Below are 13,978 nucleotides of genomic sequence, written 5' to 3' on the forward strand. Positions count from 1 at the left end.
AATGACTGCGGCGGGAATTTTTTTCGTATGGCGGCGCGGCCACCCTAACAATCGGCAAGCCATTGAAACGCATTGACGATATGGACCAGGGTCATCTTTTCGTGCGGTGTCATCATTTGGCCCCGAGTTGCATATAACGTCCCTTCATCACTGGTTCCCAAGACGCACCGCCATCGAATGAACTTTCGAGGCTAAGCTCGTATGTGGCGGCGCCGACAAAGACATAGGTATGACGCGTTTGTCCGCGCAGTGACGTGCGCACGAAGCGGAGCGCCTCACCGTCCCACTGGCCCGGCGCAGGTGAAGCCGGGACAAATCCCATGCTGTCGAACCAATGGAGGCTCAGCGATGAAGTCTGCTGATCAAACGCGATGACGGCGTGTGCCTTGAACCATTGCTTACCGTCGCGTTCCGCACTGTAGTCCTGGACCAGCACACGCCCGCCGAACTCCAGCCGCGCAGAAATCGACGCGCTCGCGCTACCGCCGGGCCCCCATTTGGACAGCGTAATTTCTTCTACACCTGCCCAATCCCCTGCAAACAACTCCAGCAAATTCCATACATCATTCATGGAACCTCCTAATTCTCGTCGATGCTCAACTCATCAAGTTTGGATTTGACTTTCCCTTCACACTGAATCTCGGCCAGCGACTTCCCATCCTTAATGACCTCTGTCCCGCACACGGAGAGCATCTTTTCGCTCCCCTTGATCTTGCAGCTGAAATAGGTCGTTTCGGCTTTCGAGCACCAGGTACCGGCCGCCGCGGCGGGCAGCGCCACAAGCAGCGAAGTGCTGCAGGCAATCAGGAAACGGTACGCCATGATGACGCAGCCCCTAAAAGTAGTTTCCAATAGTCAATTAACTTTATTCTAACATTCAGTTTTCGGGAAGGTGCTGCCCCGTAAAGTTGGATTCGAGCATATCGAGGAAGGCGCGCGTCTTGGCCGGCATCAGCCGGCGCCCTGGAAATACGGCCCAGCCGGTGACAGGTGGAAAGCACCAGTCGGGCAACACGCGCACCAGTTGCCCGCGCGCGACCAGTGGCGCTGCGAACGGCGTGGTACAGGTGGCGATGCCCATGCCGGTGACGGCCATGCGGGTCAGCAGCTCGGGTGAATTCGCCATGAGCCGTACCGGCAGGTCCCGCTCCCAAGTGGTCTTGCCGCGCGTGAGCGACCAATGCACCAGCCCATTTGCCATGCGGCGGAGGCTCAGCAGCTCGTGTTTGAACAAATCGTCCGGATGCTCCGGCAAGCCGTGCACAACGGTATAGGAAGGCGCTGCGTAAAGACCCCAGGTGGATATCAAGACCTTTCGCGCAGCCAGTGTGGCATCGTCCGGCAGTTCGCCCATGCGGATCGCAATGTCAAAGTTTTCCGCAACCAGGTCGACCCGTCGTGGCGATAAGTCCAGCTCCAGCGTGATGGCCGGATGCTTTGCCATGAAAGCAGGCAGGATACGCGCCAGGTGGGCGTTGGCGAAATCGGCCGGCATCGATACCCGCAGCAAACCGCTGGGCGCTTGCTGGCGGTGCTGGGCCAGCGCGCCGGCCGCTTCGGTCTCCTCCGCCACCCGCCGCGCATGCTCCAACAGGCTGGCGCCGAATTCGGTCAGCACCAGTTTTCGCGTGGTGCGGGTCAACAGCCGCTCACCCAGCCTGCCTTCCAGCTGGGTAAGGCGGCGGGAAACGGTCGATTTAGGCAGTTGCAGGCGCTCGGACGCCTGGCTCAGGCTGCCGTATTCGACGATGCGCGCAAATAAAAGCAGGTCGCTTGGGTCTATTTCCGTCATGATTATTCCACCAATGGCACGATGTTATCCATTTTAACGTCTTCTACATCAAATATGGAACCGCTATAGTTACTCCATCGCAGCAACAAACCAATTCGAAAGGAAGCAAACCATGAACATCCTGCAAATCAACTCCAGCGCAAAAAGCTCCGGTTCCGAATCCACCCGTGTGGCAAGCAATATCGTGAACAAGCTGCTGGCTGCCAACCCAGGCGCCACCGTGGAAGTCCGTGACCTGGCCGCCAACCCGCATCCAGTGCTGGACGAGCAAGCCCTGCAGGCCCTGTTCACTCCAGCCGGCCAGCGCACTGCCGAACAGGCTGCCCGCGTCGCCCTGGATGACGCCCTGATCGCCCAGGTGCAGGCTGCCGACGTAATCGTGCTCGGCGCCCCGATGTACAACTTCGGCATTACGGTGCAGCTGAAATCGTGGTTCGACGCGATTGCCCGCGCCGGTGTCACCTTCAAGTACACGGAAAACGGCCCGCTCGGCCTGCTGCAAGGTAAGAAAGTTTATGTCGCCACCTCGCGCGGCGGCATGCACAAAGATGCGCCGACTGATACCCAGTTCCCGCACCTGAAGATGTTCCTGGCATTCATCGGCCTGACCGACGTGGAATATGTGTTCATCGAAGGCCAGGGCTATGGCCCGGAAGTGGCCGCACAGCAGAAGGCCGCTGCCGATGCTCGCGTTGAAGAACTGCTGGCTTAACCAAACAAAGGAAACGTAATGGACAACATCGCACAAACCCGCACAGTGGAACGGATTATCCGCGGCCAGGCCGTGATGGATGGCGCTGGCGTGAAGATCAATCGCGTGTTGACCCAGCCACTGCAGCGTCGCCTCGACCCGTTCCTGATGCTGGACAATTTCGGTTCGGAGCAAGCCAACGATTACATCGCAGGCTTCCCCGACCACCCACACCGCGGCTTTGAAACGGTCACCTATATGCTGACCGGCCGCATGCGCCACCGCGACAGCGCCGGCAATGAAGGTTTGCTGGCCAGCGGCGGCGTGCAGTGGATGACGGCGGGACGCGGCGTGATCCACTCCGAAATGCCGGAACAGGCGGAAGGCTTGATGGAAGGCTTCCAGCTGTGGCTTAACCTGCCGGCCAAGGACAAGATGCGCAACCCTTGGTACAAGGACTTCGAAGCCGCCGACATCCCGGTGGTGACGACAGAGAACGGGACCACGGTGCGCGTCATCGCCGGCGAAAGCCAGGGCGTGGCGGGTGCGGTGCAACGCGAAGTGACGGAGCCGCTGTACGTCGACGTGGAATTGCCTGCTGGTGAAAGCTTCAGCCAGGCTATCCGCGAAGGCCATAACGCCTTCATCTACGCCTATCGCGGCGAGGTGACCGTGGATGGCAAGGCGGTGCCGGCGCAGAGCATGGCGATCCTGGCTAACAATGCAGGCGCAGATGGCGTAACCATCAAGGCGGGACCTGACAGCCGCTTCATCCTGCTGTCGGGCAAGCCGCTGAATGAGCCGATCGTGCAGTACGGTCCATTCGTGATGAACTCGCAGGCCGAGATCTTCCAGGCCGTCGAGGACTTCCGCGCCGGCCGCCTGGGCGAGGAAGCGCACGCAGCCTAAGCAGTGGCGGTACAATGGCCGCCATGAGCTCTGTCATCATTGATTGGGTGAAGAAGCTGAGCCACGCGCTCGGCTTCGACACCGCCGATTCTTTCCCGCCCGGCCACCAGTACGCGCGTACCCGGTGGACGGGCGCGTATTTCGACATCCCTTCCGATACCAAGGCCGACGAGATCGAGCGCCGCATCTGCGACGCCATCACCAATACGCCGCTGGTGTTCGCCCATATCGAGAACCCCACCCCGCGCATGCAGCGCGTGCTGATCGACGTGATCGGCCGCCGCCTGCAGCACAATCATGAACGCGAAGCGGCGCAACTGGCTTCCCTGCTGATCCGCGCCTACGTCAGCCCGCATATCATCGAGGCGGCGCCCGGCCTGCGCCGCGCCATCGAGGCGACGGAAGGCTACGAAGCCCCGGCCCGGGTGCGGGCGCTGTTTGCCTTCCTGGCCGACGCCCACAACGACAACGTGATCGAAATGCGCAACTAGTTTTTAGGTGCGTAACTCATCTCGGCGCGGTAGCGCAGCAGCTCCGTACGCACGCTGCGCACCATCGCCCGGGCGCCAGGCGGCACCACTTCCGGCAACTCCGCCGCTGCGCCGAAGGATGGCGCTGCACGCATCAAAACATACTGTGGGCCGCCCGCCGATCTGAAGCTTATACCAGGTGAACCGGCTTGCGCCGCCCGGCGTGCGCGCCGGACCAGCGCCCGGCCTTGTGGCGCCGGCCTCCAGCTGGCGTTCAAATGCCCCTTCGTCGCCGGCAGCCACCGTATAGGTCGTCATTGCCAGGAACGGCGATGTGTCGGGCAAGGGCTGGCCGACGCTGGCGGCGTCCAGGCGGCAAAACACGCCGTGGCTCAGGAAGTCCGCATAAGGAACGACGTTTGCGGCATTATCGGCGGCGTCGGCTGCCGGTTGCATCGCAGCATCGAAATTGGCAGCGGCATGGCCGAAAGTGCCGTCCATGAACATGCCGAGCCGCTCGCCCAGGACAAAGGACCAGCCATACCATGTCCAGCGGTCGGCGGCCTTGCTGTGCCACTCAAGGTGGCGCTGGTAGCCTTGTTCGAAGGCCGTGGCCTGGCCGGGTTTGGGCTGGATGACAACCATGCGCGCGTAGGGCCCGGCGGCAGGCTGCGCGAAGGCCTGTGCGCTAAGTAGCAGCAGCGATGCTGTCAACAGTTGCTTCATGCGGTCTCCGTTTGTGATTGGACGGGATGAAGCGCTCGCGAAGTTTCATGAACGGCGCTTCGACCGCAAAATATAGCAGCCATCCGGCAAATATGCTGGCCGCGATCATGAGCGCGATCGACAGTGGTTCATCCGGCGCCCAATATTCGGCAAGCAGCACGCAAAGCTGCTTGTGCGTCAGGTAAATTGAGTAGGACCAGACAGCAATGGCGCCCATGCCCGGAATGCGGGTGCGCTGCAGCAGCGAGCCTTCGCTGAGGGCCGCCAGCAGCATGGCGGCAAACGCCACGCCAAGCAATGGGTAGCCGAAGACCGACATGCCCCAGCTGAAGTGATGCGCGATGAATAGCCAGAATGCCAGCGCGGTCAAGGCCGCTCCTGCTGCCAACATCGCGTTCCCGTGCCGCGTCATGGCTTGCCACAAGGCGGGATGGAAGTTGCGCAGCATGGCCAGGGCGACGCCTGCCAGCAACTCGTCGAAGCGCGACAGCGTCGAATAGTAGATCAGCGTGTAATAGGCCCGGCTGCCACGCCCGCCGAGATCCATGGACGGCGCCCACCAGCTGTGCCGCAGCCACATGCCGGCCGCCACGGCCGAAGCCAAAGCCGCCCAGCCCAGCGCAAGCGCAACGCTGCGGCGCGCCTGCGCAATCGCGGCGAGGGCCAACGCGATAGGCGGCAGCAGCAGGTAAAACTGCTCCTCCACGCACAGCGACCACGCGTGCGAAAACAGCGTCCCCGGTTTGAGGTCGAAATTGAGCGTAAAGGTCAGGTATTTCCACCAGGGCGCATGCGGCAGGCCGCCGGCCCAATACGGCCACCAGGCGTACAGCGCCAGCACAAACAGGAAGGCCGGCACGGTGCGCAGCAAGCGCCGCGCATAAAAATGCGGCAGCGACAGTCCCGGCCCGCGCAAGGCAGCAAACACCTGGTTGCCGATCAAATATCCGGAAAGCGCGAAGAACAGGTCCACACCCGCCCAGCCGATTTCACTGAACCAGCCGAAAGTCGGCTTGAAGCTGACGAAGCCCATGTAGTGATTGGCAAACACCAGCATGATGGCCAGCGCGCGCAAGGTATCCAGGCCATGGATGCGGGAGGAACGGTTCATGCGCGCATTCTACCTGAGCTAGAATATTGGCCACCTATCATCGCCACCAGGAAACAGCATGACCGACGCCAGCACACTGCATTTCAAATCTGTCAACTACACCGGCCAAGGCAAGGGCCGCCGCCTGATCATCACCGGCGCCGTGCACGGCAACGAAACCTGCGGCACCAAAGGTATCCAGCGCGTGATGGAGCAGTTGGACAAGGGCGAACTGCACATCCTGAACGGCAGCGTGACCTTCGTGCCGATCACCAATCCGCTGGCGTACCAGAAGGGCCAGCGTTCCGGCGACCGCAATCTGAACCGCAACCTGTTCCCGAACGAGAAGCCGCAGGACTTCGAGGACCACATCGCCAACTGGCTGTGCCCCCTGCTCGCCCAGCACGAAATCCTGCTCGACCTGCACTCCTTCAACGCGCAAAGCCAGCCTTTTGTCATGGTCGGCCCGCGCAATAACGACGGCACCCTGCAGCCGTTCAAGCACGAAGCCGAAGAACGCGCGATGGCCCGCATCCTCGGCGTCAAGCGTTTCGTCGACGGCTGGATGGCAACCTACGGCGCCGGCGTGCAGCGCCGCCTGCGTGACGACAGCGAAGTGCAGACCGTCCTCAAATACGGCGTCGGCACCACCGAATACATGCGCAGCACCGGCGGCATGGCGCTGACCCTGGAATGTGGCCAGCATGCCGACCCGCACGCGCCGGACGTGGCATATCAAGCCATCATGAACGTGCTGGCCCACTTCGGCCTGATCGAGGCGCCAAAGCCGGAGCCGATCGCGCTGGAAGACATGGAATACCTGTCGATGGTCGAGGTGCACGACAAGCTGGCGCCTGCCGATACCTTCAGCCGCACCTGGTCCAGCTTCGACAAACTGACAGTTGGTGATGAAATCGGCCGCCGCGCCGACGGCAGCGCCGTGCTGGCGCCGTTCGATGCCTATATGTTGTTCCCCGACGTCAATGCGAAGCCAAATGCCGAATGGTTCTACCTCGCGAAAGTGAGTGACTCTTTCGTCTGATAGTCGTTAGTTCTACAATCGCGGTAAGGGGTAAACAGTATGAAGATATTCCCACTTACCGCGCTTGGCGCCCTGCTGCTTGCGGCCCAGCCTTTTGCCGCAGCCGCCGGCGACCTCGTATTGCGTGTCACCGGCCAGGAAAGCCTGCCGCCCAAATGGATCCAGAAGGAAGGCCAGCCTTCGAGCGGCGTTTGCCCGGACATCCTGGCCGCCATCACCCGCGTTGAACCGCGCATCCGCTTTACGGGCCTGGAAGACATCCGGTCCGCGCTGGTGATCGAGCAGAACCTGCGCCTCGGCACTGCGGATGTGGCTTGTGCCCTGGTCTCCACTCCCCTGCGCCGCCATATCGCCATCGCGATTACGCAGCCCTTGTACGTATCGCGCCAGCGCCTGGCGGCAGCGGCCGACGATACCGCCCAAATCAGTTCCCTGGACGACCTGGCGCGCAGCAACGCCCTGGTCACGACGTCGCGCGGTGCAGCGTATATCGACCAGCTGCGCGCGCGCGGCATCACGGTCGACGACAGTACCGGCAGCAACGTGACCAACCTGAGAAAAATCCTGGCCGGCCACGGGCGCTATTTCTATATGAACGAATTGACCCTGCACTGGCTGATCCGCGAACAAGGAATGCAGGGCAAGGTCAAGCTGATCCCCGCCATCCTGCAGGAAGACTCCATGTTCCTGTGGGTGAGCAAGAAGGCGCCGCCACAAGCGGCGCCGCTGCTGGCCGCCGCGGTCAGGAAGCTGAGCGACAGCGGCGAACTGGCGCGCATCTACGCGCGCTGGTCCGGCGAATCGGGTGTTGGCCCGCGCAGCGATTAGTGCGGGGACAGCAATTTCAGGCCGGCGATGCCCAGCACGATCATGCCGATGCAAACCAGGCGCGCCACGCCGGCAGGTTCGTTCATCATCATGATGCCCCAGATCACGGTGCCCACGGTACCGATGCCGGTCCAGACAGCGTAGGCGGTACCCAGCGGCAGCGCGCGCAGCGCCAGCCCAAGCAGGATCACGCTGCCTGCCATGGCAGACAAGGTAACCGCGCTTGGCGCCAGTTTGCTGAAACCTTCGGTGTATTTGAGTCCGACAGCCCAGACGACTTCCAGCAGGCCGGCGAGTAACAGGACGATCCAATGCATGATGCTCTCCCAAGTCATGACGGGGCCGTCCCCGCCTGGCTCCCTGGTCTTGCGGCGAGGTCGTCCCCGCGGGAGAAGGCAGGCAGTATATCATTGGGCTTCCAAATTTTCAGGGAGTCTCCCAATGCTGCTGTTCGCGCAGATCGCCGTTGCCATCGTCCTGCTGATCCACGTTTATATCGTTCTGCTGGAAACCGTCTTCTTCGATACGCGCGGCCGCCGCGTGTTCGGCCTGTCGGCGGAAAAGGCGGCCGTCGTCAAGCCGGCGATGTCGAACCAGGGCTGCTATAACGGCTTCCTGGTGGCGGCGCTGGCGGTGGGGCTGCTGCATGGCGATCCTGCCGTGCGCACCGCCTTCGTCTGTTACGGCCTGCTGTGCGTTGCCGTGGCCGGCATCTGGGGCGGGCTGACTGTCAGCAAACGCATCATCTTCGTCCAGACCGTGCCGGCCCTGGTGGCCCTGGCGCTGTATCACCTGGCTTAAAATCAACCCTTGAATTCCATCGTCATGCACCGATATTGGCATCGGAGATTTCCGATATACTTATCGCGAAACACCGAAATATGACCACTTCTATTGATATTGATGCAATCCATAAGGCCCTGGCCAATCCGGTCCGGCGCCAGATCCTGTCCTGGCTCAAGGAGCCGGACGCCTGGTTCAGCGAGCAGATCGCGCCGCTGTCCCTGGGTGTCTGCGCGGGCATGATCGACAAGCAGACCGGCCTGTCGCAATCGACAGTCTCCGGCCACCTCGCCACCCTGCAGAAAGCCGGGCTGGTGACTGTGCAGCGTGTCGGCCAGTGGAATTTCTTCAAGCGCAATGAGGAGGTCATCCTGCAATTTATCGAGCATGAGAGGAATACCCTATGAGCACCCTGTTCACCCCCATCACCATCGGCGCCCTGACCCTGAAAAACCGCGTCATCATGGCGCCGCTGACCCGCTCGCGCGCCGTCGGCGGCAAGCGCGTGCCGAATGCCTTGATGGCCGAGTACTACGCACAGCGCTCCAGCGCAGGCTTGATCATCAGCGAAGCGACCTCGGTGACGCCGCAGGGCGTCGGCTACGAAAACACGCCCGGCATCTGGTCCGACGAGCAAGTCGAAGGCTGGAAACTCATCACCGAAGCGGTGCATGCCAAGGGCGGCAAGATCGTGCTGCAGCTGTGGCACGTCGGCCGCATCTCCGACCCTAGCCTGCTGGATGGCCAGGCGCCGGTAGCACCAAGCGCGATCGCCGCCAAGGGCAATGTGAGCCTGCTGCGTCCGGTACGTCCCTACGCTGTGCCACGCGCGCTGGACCTGGCCGAAATCGCCGGCGTGGTGGAGGCTTACCGCAAGGGCGCGGAAAACGCCAAGAAAGCCGGTTTCGATGGCGTGGAAATCCACGGCGCCAATGGCTACCTGCTGGACCAGTTCCTGCAGGATTCGACCAACCAGCGCACGGACCAATATGGCGGCAGCATCGAGAACCGCGCGCGCCTGATGCTGGAAGTGACCGATGCCGTAATTGGCGTGTGGGGCGCGGACCGTGTCGGCATGCACCTGGCGCCGCGCCAGGACGCGCACGATATGGGCGACTCGTCGCCGGCCGAAACTTTCGGCTACGTCGCGCGTGAGCTGGGTAAGCGTGGAATTGCGTTCATCGCGGCGCGTGAAGCGGTGGGCGACGATTCCCTGGGCCCGGTGCTGAAGCGTGAGTTTGGCGGGGTGTATATCGCCAACGAGAAATTCGACGTGGCCGGCGCGCAAGCCGCGCTGGCCGAAGGACGGGCGGATGCAATTGCCTGGGGTAAGGACTTTATTGCGAATCCGGATTTGCCGCGCCGCCTGCAGATTGGCGCGGCGCTGAATGCGCAGCGGCCGGAGTTGTTCTATGCGCCGACGGCTGAGGGGTATACCGACTATCCTGCTCTGGCCTGAACCCCGTCATATCAGCGGCCTGCGGCTTCCGCATACTTGGGTCAGACCCTCGGGTCTGACCCAGCCTTGCCGGGTTTAGCGCGGCACCGAGTAGTTCACGGGATAAAACTCATACCCCTTCCCCTCCGCCCGCAAATGCCCGATCGCCGGGAACGGCAAATGCGCAGCCCCCATCCAATAGCCCTGCTTCGCCGCTTCGGCAAACGCCGCCTTGCGCTGCGCCAGCGCCGCCTTCGAATCGCTATCGAACTGAATGGTCACGCTTGGATCAGGGAACTGCACCGCTGCGCTGTGCATCAGGTCGCCAATCAGCACCAGCTTCTGCCCCTTGCTCTCCACCACATAGGTGGTATGGCCCGGCGTATGGCCATAGCTTGACGTTGCGCGCACACCCGGCACCAGCTCGGTATTGCCCTCAAAAGGTTTCACCTTATCGCCATAGCCCGACACCGCGCTCATCGGCCCCTTGAAGTTGTCCTTGGCGTCCGCGCTGGCCTTATCCAGGTTCGCCTTGCTCAGGAAGAAGTCCGCGTCATGCTTATCCATGCGCACAATCGCGTTCGGGAAAGCCGGCTTGTCCTGGGTACCCAAGCCGCCGACGTGGTCGCCGTGCAGGTGGGTGATGTAAATCTCGTCGACCTGTTCCGGCTTATAGCCGGCCGCATTCAGGCTCTTCAGGATATTGCCCAGGGTAGGACCGAACAGGTTGCCGGCGCCGGTATCGATCAGCACCAGCTTGGAGCCGGTATTGATCAGGAACGCGTTGACCGAGGTTTCGACTGGCGTCTTCAGGAAGTTCTTCGCCAGCGCCTTATTGGTTTTCTCAGGCTTCTGATGCAGCAGCTGTTCCATTGGCAGGTCAAGCGTACCGTCGTTCAGTACGGTGACTTCAAAGTCGCCCAAGGCCATGCGGTAAAAACCCGGCGCCTGGGTTTTAGCCATCGGCGCGGCGGCCTGCGCTGCGCTGGCAAATGCGGCAATTGCGAACGGTACCGCGAGCTTTTTCAGGATCATTGGATCTCTCTCATTTAGTTGCCAAAACGCTAGATTAGCGTAAACGGCAACTACATGCTCGTTGGTACTCTTACCGTAATCGATACGTCCGGCGTGTCGCGCGTCAGCCCCGCGCCGACCGAGGCATTCACAGTGCGCTTGGGGTTCAGGCGGTAGGACATGCCGACCAACAAAGTCCCCAACTGGGTGCGTACCGAACCCGGCGCCGGCGCGCCATTCTGCTTGGTGCGCGCGATCGAACTATGGTCGTAGCCGAAGCTGAGCGAAGCCTTTTCGTTCAGCGCCAGGCCAACCCCGAAATTGAAGCCAATCACATCGCCGGGCTTGACGCTGCCGAGCGGCTCCCATTCGCCGTTGAGCACTTGCCGACGCAAATTGTGGCGTTCGAAGTTGTGCAGGTAGCTGACACTGCCAAACAAGACAGCGGGATCGCTCGGATAGAGCCAGGTCAGGCTCGGCTGCAGCGCATAAAAGCCGGAACCGGTTGGCAGGTCCAGCGGAAGGCCGGTGCCACTGGCGTTCTCGCCGACGCAGCGGCGCACGCAATCGGTCACCACTTCGAAGGGATCGCGCCCGGTGCGGGTCTTCAAGCGCAGGCCTGCCACGTAGAACGGCTTGTCCACGCCGCCATCATTGAGCTGGTGGCGCAGCGTCAGTTCAACGTCGCCCACGCCGCGCCCGCTGGTGTCGAACACATTTTCCACTGCGGTACCGGTAAACAGTTCGCGGCTCACCGTGGAATCGGAGCGATAGATGTAAGGCAGGCGCAGTTCAAGCTCGCTGCGGTTGCTCAGGCCAAAGCGCCCGCTCAAGGTGGCGGTGCTGGTATTGCGCTTCACTTCGCGCACGTCGATCAGGCCGATCAGCAAGGCCGGGATGATGGTATAGCCCACCAGCGCTACGCGGTTGCTCGAGGAATAGCCGAACTGGAAAGACGGTTCGAGCACCAGCTTGCCGCGGGCCGTCAGCACGCCGGGCGATTCGAAGATCGGGGCCACCTCCGGCGGCTTGCTGTCGCGCTTGGGCGGTTGGCCGACGGCCAGCACCGGCTGTTGCCCGCCTCCGGCCGGAGCCGGCGACGATGGCGGCAGTTGCGGTTGCGGCTGGCTTTGCGGCGAACCCGAGGCTGCGCCCGCGCCGGCGCCCCCCATGCCACGCTCTGCGGCCAGGCGCGCGTCCGCAACCTGCTGGCGCAACTGCTCCAGCAAGGCGCGCTGTTCGGCGAGCGCTTTCTTCAAGTCGGCCAGTTCGGCCGCCAGCTCGGCATTGCTGCGCTGCTCCGGCGGCAATTGCGCCAAAGCCGCCGGGCTCGCCAGGATCAGCATCCCGGCCGCGCCGGCACAGATTATTCGCTGCATCGTTCGCTCCCTCGCGGGCTAACGGGGCACCACGGCACTCGACAAAGCCTGGCGCAGGTTGCCCTCCAGGTTCAGCCCTTTCAGCGTCGACAGCGCATTGACCGTGAGATCAATGGTGGTCATGCTGCGGATTAGCTGCCCGTTCGCATTGTTTTGTACCAGCAGCGGCGCCAGCTCGGCGCGGGCCTGGGGTGAATCGGCCAGCCGTCCCATGTCGGCCAGCTCCACCCGGCTGCGCGCCACCACCACGCCATTCACTTCGACCATGCGTTCGACGCCAAGCGCCACCAGCAAGCCGTTGGGGGTCTCGAAACCGCCGCGCGCCTGCTCCAGCTGCGCCTCCGGCGCCGGCGTCCAGCCCTCGGGCGGCCCCTGCGCCATGGCAGGTAGCGCCAGCACCAGCAGCAGGCCGCCAAGTCCTCGATTCATCGTGCACTCCCCCTCAAAAATTGCCCGCGCCCAGCTTGGGCACGGTCACGTCGCGCAGGCTGTCGCGCAGGATGCCTTCGGCCAGCAGCGCTTGCGGCGCCACGCGCCAATCCGCCGTCTCATTGAAATGCGGCTTGCCCGGCCGGCCATGGATCACGAACAGCAGGCGGTTCTGCCAGATCGCTTCGAAATCCGCACGCGGCAGGGCGCGCGTGCCTCCGGCCGGATCGCCCAGCAGAACACGGCCGCCCTCCACGCCTTTGATCACCACAAAGTGCCGGTAGCCATTGGTCGCCACCAGCACGATCGCCGGCAAGCCCGCTTGCGCCAGCTTGTCCAGCGGCTGCTCGAAACCGTCCGCCGTAAAGCCGCGCGCGGCCAGGTAGCGCTTCATGTCGAGCAGCGAAAAGCCTTCGCGCCTGATGCGCGGCTGGTCGCCGCGCAAAAACATCTCGCGGAATATGTCCTGTTCCGCGACCGGAAAATCGTAGTGGTAGCTCAGCAAAGTCGCCAGCGCGGCCGAGCCGCAGCTGAAATCGTATTGCTGGCGTACCGTCGTGCGGAAGCGCGCCTCCTTCAGGCTGGTCACCGGCAAGACAAAACTGGCGCCGCCGGCTGTGAAGTCGGCGGCCTGCGCGGCAAATGCCGGCAGAAGTGCCAGAACGCTGAAGATGCGTTTCATTTGATCTGCACGTTGACGATGGTGGCATTCTGGATCAGCACGTTCGCGCCGGAATTCTGGATCACCATCGGCAATCCCGACGCATTGCTGAACGCACCGTCCGTCACGATATTCGAGCCCGTCACCACGTTCACCGCATTGTTGTTGGCGACCGTGCCCGACAGCTTCATATCGCTCCACGGCGCATCACTGCCGCCGCGCATCTGTTCCAGGCGCTCATCCTGCGCCGGACGCGGGCCGGCATCGGCCGCCGTCTCCGGCGCAGGCCGGGTGCTTTCGGCCAGCACCGGCGCAGGCTGCACGGCGCCAGGCTGCGGCGCCGCCAGCAGCGGGCCAAGCGGCAGCGCATCCACCCACGGCGCCGCTGCCGCCAGGCCCGGCGCCAGGACGCCGCATAGAGCCAGGACTTGCACTGGCCTGCCTAAGCCTCGCATGATGCCCCGTGGCTCACTTGCCCACGGCCAGGTTGGCCTGCACGTTCACGCTCTGCTGCACCAGCGAGGACATGCCGCTGTTCTGGCTGACCACCATGATGCCGGCCGCCGACTGGCCGACATTGCTCATGGTGTTCGACATGTCGAAGGTGCCGGCGCTGACGTTGTTGGTGCCGCCCGCACCGCCGGTGCCGCCGGTGCCTGCGCCGCCAGTCGCCGTGCCGGCAGTATTGGTGCCGCCGTCGCCGCCCGCGCCGCCGGTATTGCCGCC

At 62.9% G+C, this 13,978-nt stretch carries 19 protein-coding genes and 1 pseudogene; 8 read left to right on the top strand and 12 right to left on the bottom strand.

Going from position 1 to position 13,978, the window contains the following annotated elements; genetic code table 11:
* Positions 1-112: 112 nt before the first annotated feature.
* Genes GM658_RS24015 through GM658_RS24025 form a run of 3 tightly spaced genes read right to left on the bottom strand, consistent with a single transcriptional unit; the run spans position 113 to position 1,792 of the window.
* Positions 113-571, bottom strand: a complete 459-nt coding sequence (locus GM658_RS24015) for a DUF1579 family protein (RefSeq protein WP_155456595.1) — start codon at positions 569-571, stop codon at positions 113-115.
* Positions 572-579: 8 nt separating this feature from the next.
* Positions 580-822: a hypothetical protein gene (locus tag GM658_RS24020; protein ID WP_155456596.1), complete on the bottom strand. Its 243-nt coding sequence runs from the start codon at positions 820-822 to the stop codon at positions 580-582.
* 55 nt (positions 823-877) lie between these two features.
* Positions 878-1,792, bottom strand: a complete 915-nt coding sequence (locus tag GM658_RS24025) for a LysR family transcriptional regulator (protein WP_155456597.1) — start codon at positions 1,790-1,792, stop codon at positions 878-880.
* A gap of 112 nt (positions 1,793-1,904) precedes the next feature.
* On the opposite strand from GM658_RS24025, the gene GM658_RS24030 reads away from it, so the two are divergent.
* The 3 genes from GM658_RS24030 to GM658_RS24040 are packed head-to-tail and all read left to right on the top strand — an operon-like array spanning position 1,905 to position 3,883.
* Complete coding sequence (locus GM658_RS24030; RefSeq protein ID WP_155456598.1) at positions 1,905-2,504, top strand: FMN-dependent NADH-azoreductase; 600 nt, start codon at positions 1,905-1,907, stop codon at positions 2,502-2,504.
* An 18-nt stretch (positions 2,505-2,522) separates the two neighbouring features.
* Positions 2,523-3,392: a pirin family protein gene (locus GM658_RS24035; protein WP_155456599.1), complete on the top strand. Its 870-nt coding sequence runs from the start codon at positions 2,523-2,525 to the stop codon at positions 3,390-3,392.
* A gap of 23 nt (positions 3,393-3,415) precedes the next feature.
* Entirely contained in the window at positions 3,416-3,883 is a 468-nt protein-coding gene (locus GM658_RS24040) for a hypothetical protein (RefSeq protein WP_155456600.1), read from the top strand.
* Between the two features lie 3 nt (positions 3,884-3,886).
* On the opposite strand, the gene GM658_RS24045 is transcribed toward GM658_RS24040, so the two are convergent.
* Entirely contained in the window at positions 3,887-4,588 is a 702-nt protein-coding gene (locus GM658_RS24045) for a hypothetical protein (protein ID WP_155456601.1), read from the bottom strand.
* Positions 4,551-5,699, bottom strand: coding sequence for an acyltransferase family protein (locus GM658_RS24050; protein ID WP_155456602.1), 1,149 nt, complete (start codon positions 5,697-5,699; stop codon positions 4,551-4,553). The genes GM658_RS24045 and GM658_RS24050 overlap by 38 nt, the downstream gene beginning before the upstream one ends.
* Positions 5,700-5,757: 58 nt before the next feature.
* Here GM658_RS24050 and GM658_RS24055 point away from each other — a divergent pair, with 58 nt between their 5' ends.
* Together GM658_RS24055 and GM658_RS24060 are read left to right on the top strand one after the other, a co-directional pair.
* Positions 5,758-6,720, top strand: coding sequence for a M14 family metallopeptidase (locus GM658_RS24055; RefSeq protein ID WP_155456603.1), 963 nt, complete (start codon positions 5,758-5,760; stop codon positions 6,718-6,720).
* A 39-nt stretch (positions 6,721-6,759) separates the two neighbouring features.
* Positions 6,760-7,548 carry a substrate-binding periplasmic protein gene (locus GM658_RS24060; protein ID WP_155456604.1) on the top strand — a complete coding sequence of 263 codons (789 nt, stop codon included), beginning with the start codon at positions 6,760-6,762 and terminating at the stop codon, positions 7,546-7,548.
* Here the strand turns inward: GM658_RS24060 and sugE are convergent.
* Positions 7,545-7,865, bottom strand: a complete 321-nt coding sequence (sugE, locus tag GM658_RS24065) for a quaternary ammonium compound efflux SMR transporter SugE (RefSeq protein WP_155456605.1) — start codon at positions 7,863-7,865, stop codon at positions 7,545-7,547. The genes GM658_RS24060 and sugE overlap by 4 nt on opposite strands.
* Positions 7,866-7,989: 124 nt before the next feature.
* On the opposite strand from sugE, the gene GM658_RS24070 reads away from it, so the two are divergent.
* The 3 genes from GM658_RS24070 (at position 7,990) to GM658_RS24080 (ending at position 9,790) form a co-directional block, all read left to right on the top strand.
* The gene (locus tag GM658_RS24070; protein ID WP_155456606.1) at positions 7,990-8,349 is read left to right on the top strand and encodes a DUF1304 domain-containing protein; all 360 of its coding nucleotides are present in this window, start codon (positions 7,990-7,992) and stop codon (positions 8,347-8,349) included.
* Between the two features lie 80 nt (positions 8,350-8,429).
* Complete coding sequence (locus GM658_RS24075; RefSeq protein WP_155456607.1) at positions 8,430-8,738, top strand: ArsR/SmtB family transcription factor; 309 nt, start codon at positions 8,430-8,432, stop codon at positions 8,736-8,738.
* Positions 8,735-9,790: an alkene reductase gene (locus tag GM658_RS24080; RefSeq protein WP_155456608.1), complete on the top strand. Its 1,056-nt coding sequence runs from the start codon at positions 8,735-8,737 to the stop codon at positions 9,788-9,790. The genes GM658_RS24075 and GM658_RS24080 overlap by 4 nt, the downstream gene beginning before the upstream one ends.
* Before the next feature lie 75 nt (positions 9,791-9,865).
* Here the strand turns inward: GM658_RS24080 and GM658_RS24085 are convergent, their stop codons facing one another.
* The 6 genes and pseudogenes from GM658_RS24085 to GM658_RS28920 all read right to left on the bottom strand — a co-directional run.
* A complete protein-coding gene (locus tag GM658_RS24085; RefSeq protein WP_155456609.1) occupies positions 9,866-10,804 on the bottom strand; it encodes an MBL fold metallo-hydrolase in 939 nt (312 codons plus the stop codon).
* Positions 10,805-10,854: 50 nt separating this feature from the next.
* Entirely contained in the window at positions 10,855-12,162 is a 1,308-nt protein-coding gene (locus GM658_RS24090) for a DUF2059 domain-containing protein (protein ID WP_155456610.1), read from the bottom strand.
* Positions 12,163-12,180: 18 nt separating this feature from the next.
* Positions 12,181-12,591, bottom strand: a complete 411-nt coding sequence (locus GM658_RS24095) for a hypothetical protein (protein ID WP_155456611.1) — start codon at positions 12,589-12,591, stop codon at positions 12,181-12,183.
* A 13-nt stretch (positions 12,592-12,604) separates the two neighbouring features.
* Positions 12,605-13,273, bottom strand: coding sequence for a C39 family peptidase (locus tag GM658_RS24100; protein WP_155456612.1), 669 nt, complete (start codon positions 13,271-13,273; stop codon positions 12,605-12,607).
* Positions 13,270-13,686 (bottom strand): hypothetical protein, encoded by a 417-nt coding sequence (locus GM658_RS24105; protein WP_371865247.1) that lies wholly within the window; start codon positions 13,684-13,686, stop codon positions 13,270-13,272. The genes GM658_RS24100 and GM658_RS24105 overlap by 4 nt, the downstream gene beginning before the upstream one ends.
* A 34-nt stretch (positions 13,687-13,720) precedes the next feature.
* Positions 13,721-13,978: pseudogene (locus GM658_RS28920) on the bottom strand (hypothetical protein); the annotation flags it as partial.

Source organism: Massilia eburnea, assembly GCF_009720745.1.
In the GTDB taxonomy this organism is placed as follows: domain Bacteria; phylum Pseudomonadota; class Gammaproteobacteria; order Burkholderiales; family Burkholderiaceae_D; genus Rugamonas; species Rugamonas eburnea.

Excerpts from the sequence above, each read along its gene's own strand:
- GM658_RS24015 (WP_155456595.1), bottom strand. The coding sequence starts at position 571 with ATGAATGATGTATGGAATTTGCTGGAGTTGTTTGCAGGGGATTGGGCA.
- GM658_RS24020 (WP_155456596.1), bottom strand. The coding sequence starts at position 822 with ATGGCGTACCGTTTCCTGATTGCCTGCAGCACTTCGCTGCTTGTGGCG.
- GM658_RS24025 (WP_155456597.1), bottom strand. The coding sequence starts at position 1,792 with ATGACGGAAATAGACCCAAGCGACCTGCTTTTATTTGCGCGCATCGTC.
- GM658_RS24030 (WP_155456598.1), top strand. The coding sequence starts at position 1,905 with ATGAACATCCTGCAAATCAACTCCAGCGCAAAAAGCTCCGGTTCCGAA.
- GM658_RS24035 (WP_155456599.1), top strand. The coding sequence starts at position 2,523 with ATGGACAACATCGCACAAACCCGCACAGTGGAACGGATTATCCGCGGC.
- GM658_RS24040 (WP_155456600.1), top strand. The coding sequence starts at position 3,416 with ATGAGCTCTGTCATCATTGATTGGGTGAAGAAGCTGAGCCACGCGCTC.
- GM658_RS24045 (WP_155456601.1), bottom strand. The coding sequence starts at position 4,588 with ATGAAGCAACTGTTGACAGCATCGCTGCTGCTACTTAGCGCACAGGCC.
- GM658_RS24050 (WP_155456602.1), bottom strand. The coding sequence starts at position 5,699 with ATGAACCGTTCCTCCCGCATCCATGGCCTGGATACCTTGCGCGCGCTG.
- GM658_RS24055 (WP_155456603.1), top strand. The coding sequence starts at position 5,758 with ATGACCGACGCCAGCACACTGCATTTCAAATCTGTCAACTACACCGGC.
- GM658_RS24060 (WP_155456604.1), top strand. The coding sequence starts at position 6,760 with ATGAAGATATTCCCACTTACCGCGCTTGGCGCCCTGCTGCTTGCGGCC.
- sugE (WP_155456605.1), bottom strand. The coding sequence starts at position 7,865 with ATGCATTGGATCGTCCTGTTACTCGCCGGCCTGCTGGAAGTCGTCTGG.
- GM658_RS24070 (WP_155456606.1), top strand. The coding sequence starts at position 7,990 with ATGCTGCTGTTCGCGCAGATCGCCGTTGCCATCGTCCTGCTGATCCAC.
- GM658_RS24075 (WP_155456607.1), top strand. The coding sequence starts at position 8,430 with ATGACCACTTCTATTGATATTGATGCAATCCATAAGGCCCTGGCCAAT.
- GM658_RS24080 (WP_155456608.1), top strand. The coding sequence starts at position 8,735 with ATGAGCACCCTGTTCACCCCCATCACCATCGGCGCCCTGACCCTGAAA.
- GM658_RS24085 (WP_155456609.1), bottom strand. The coding sequence starts at position 10,804 with ATGATCCTGAAAAAGCTCGCGGTACCGTTCGCAATTGCCGCATTTGCC.
- GM658_RS24090 (WP_155456610.1), bottom strand. The coding sequence starts at position 12,162 with ATGCAGCGAATAATCTGTGCCGGCGCGGCCGGGATGCTGATCCTGGCG.
- GM658_RS24095 (WP_155456611.1), bottom strand. The coding sequence starts at position 12,591 with ATGAATCGAGGACTTGGCGGCCTGCTGCTGGTGCTGGCGCTACCTGCC.
- GM658_RS24100 (WP_155456612.1), bottom strand. The coding sequence starts at position 13,273 with ATGAAACGCATCTTCAGCGTTCTGGCACTTCTGCCGGCATTTGCCGCG.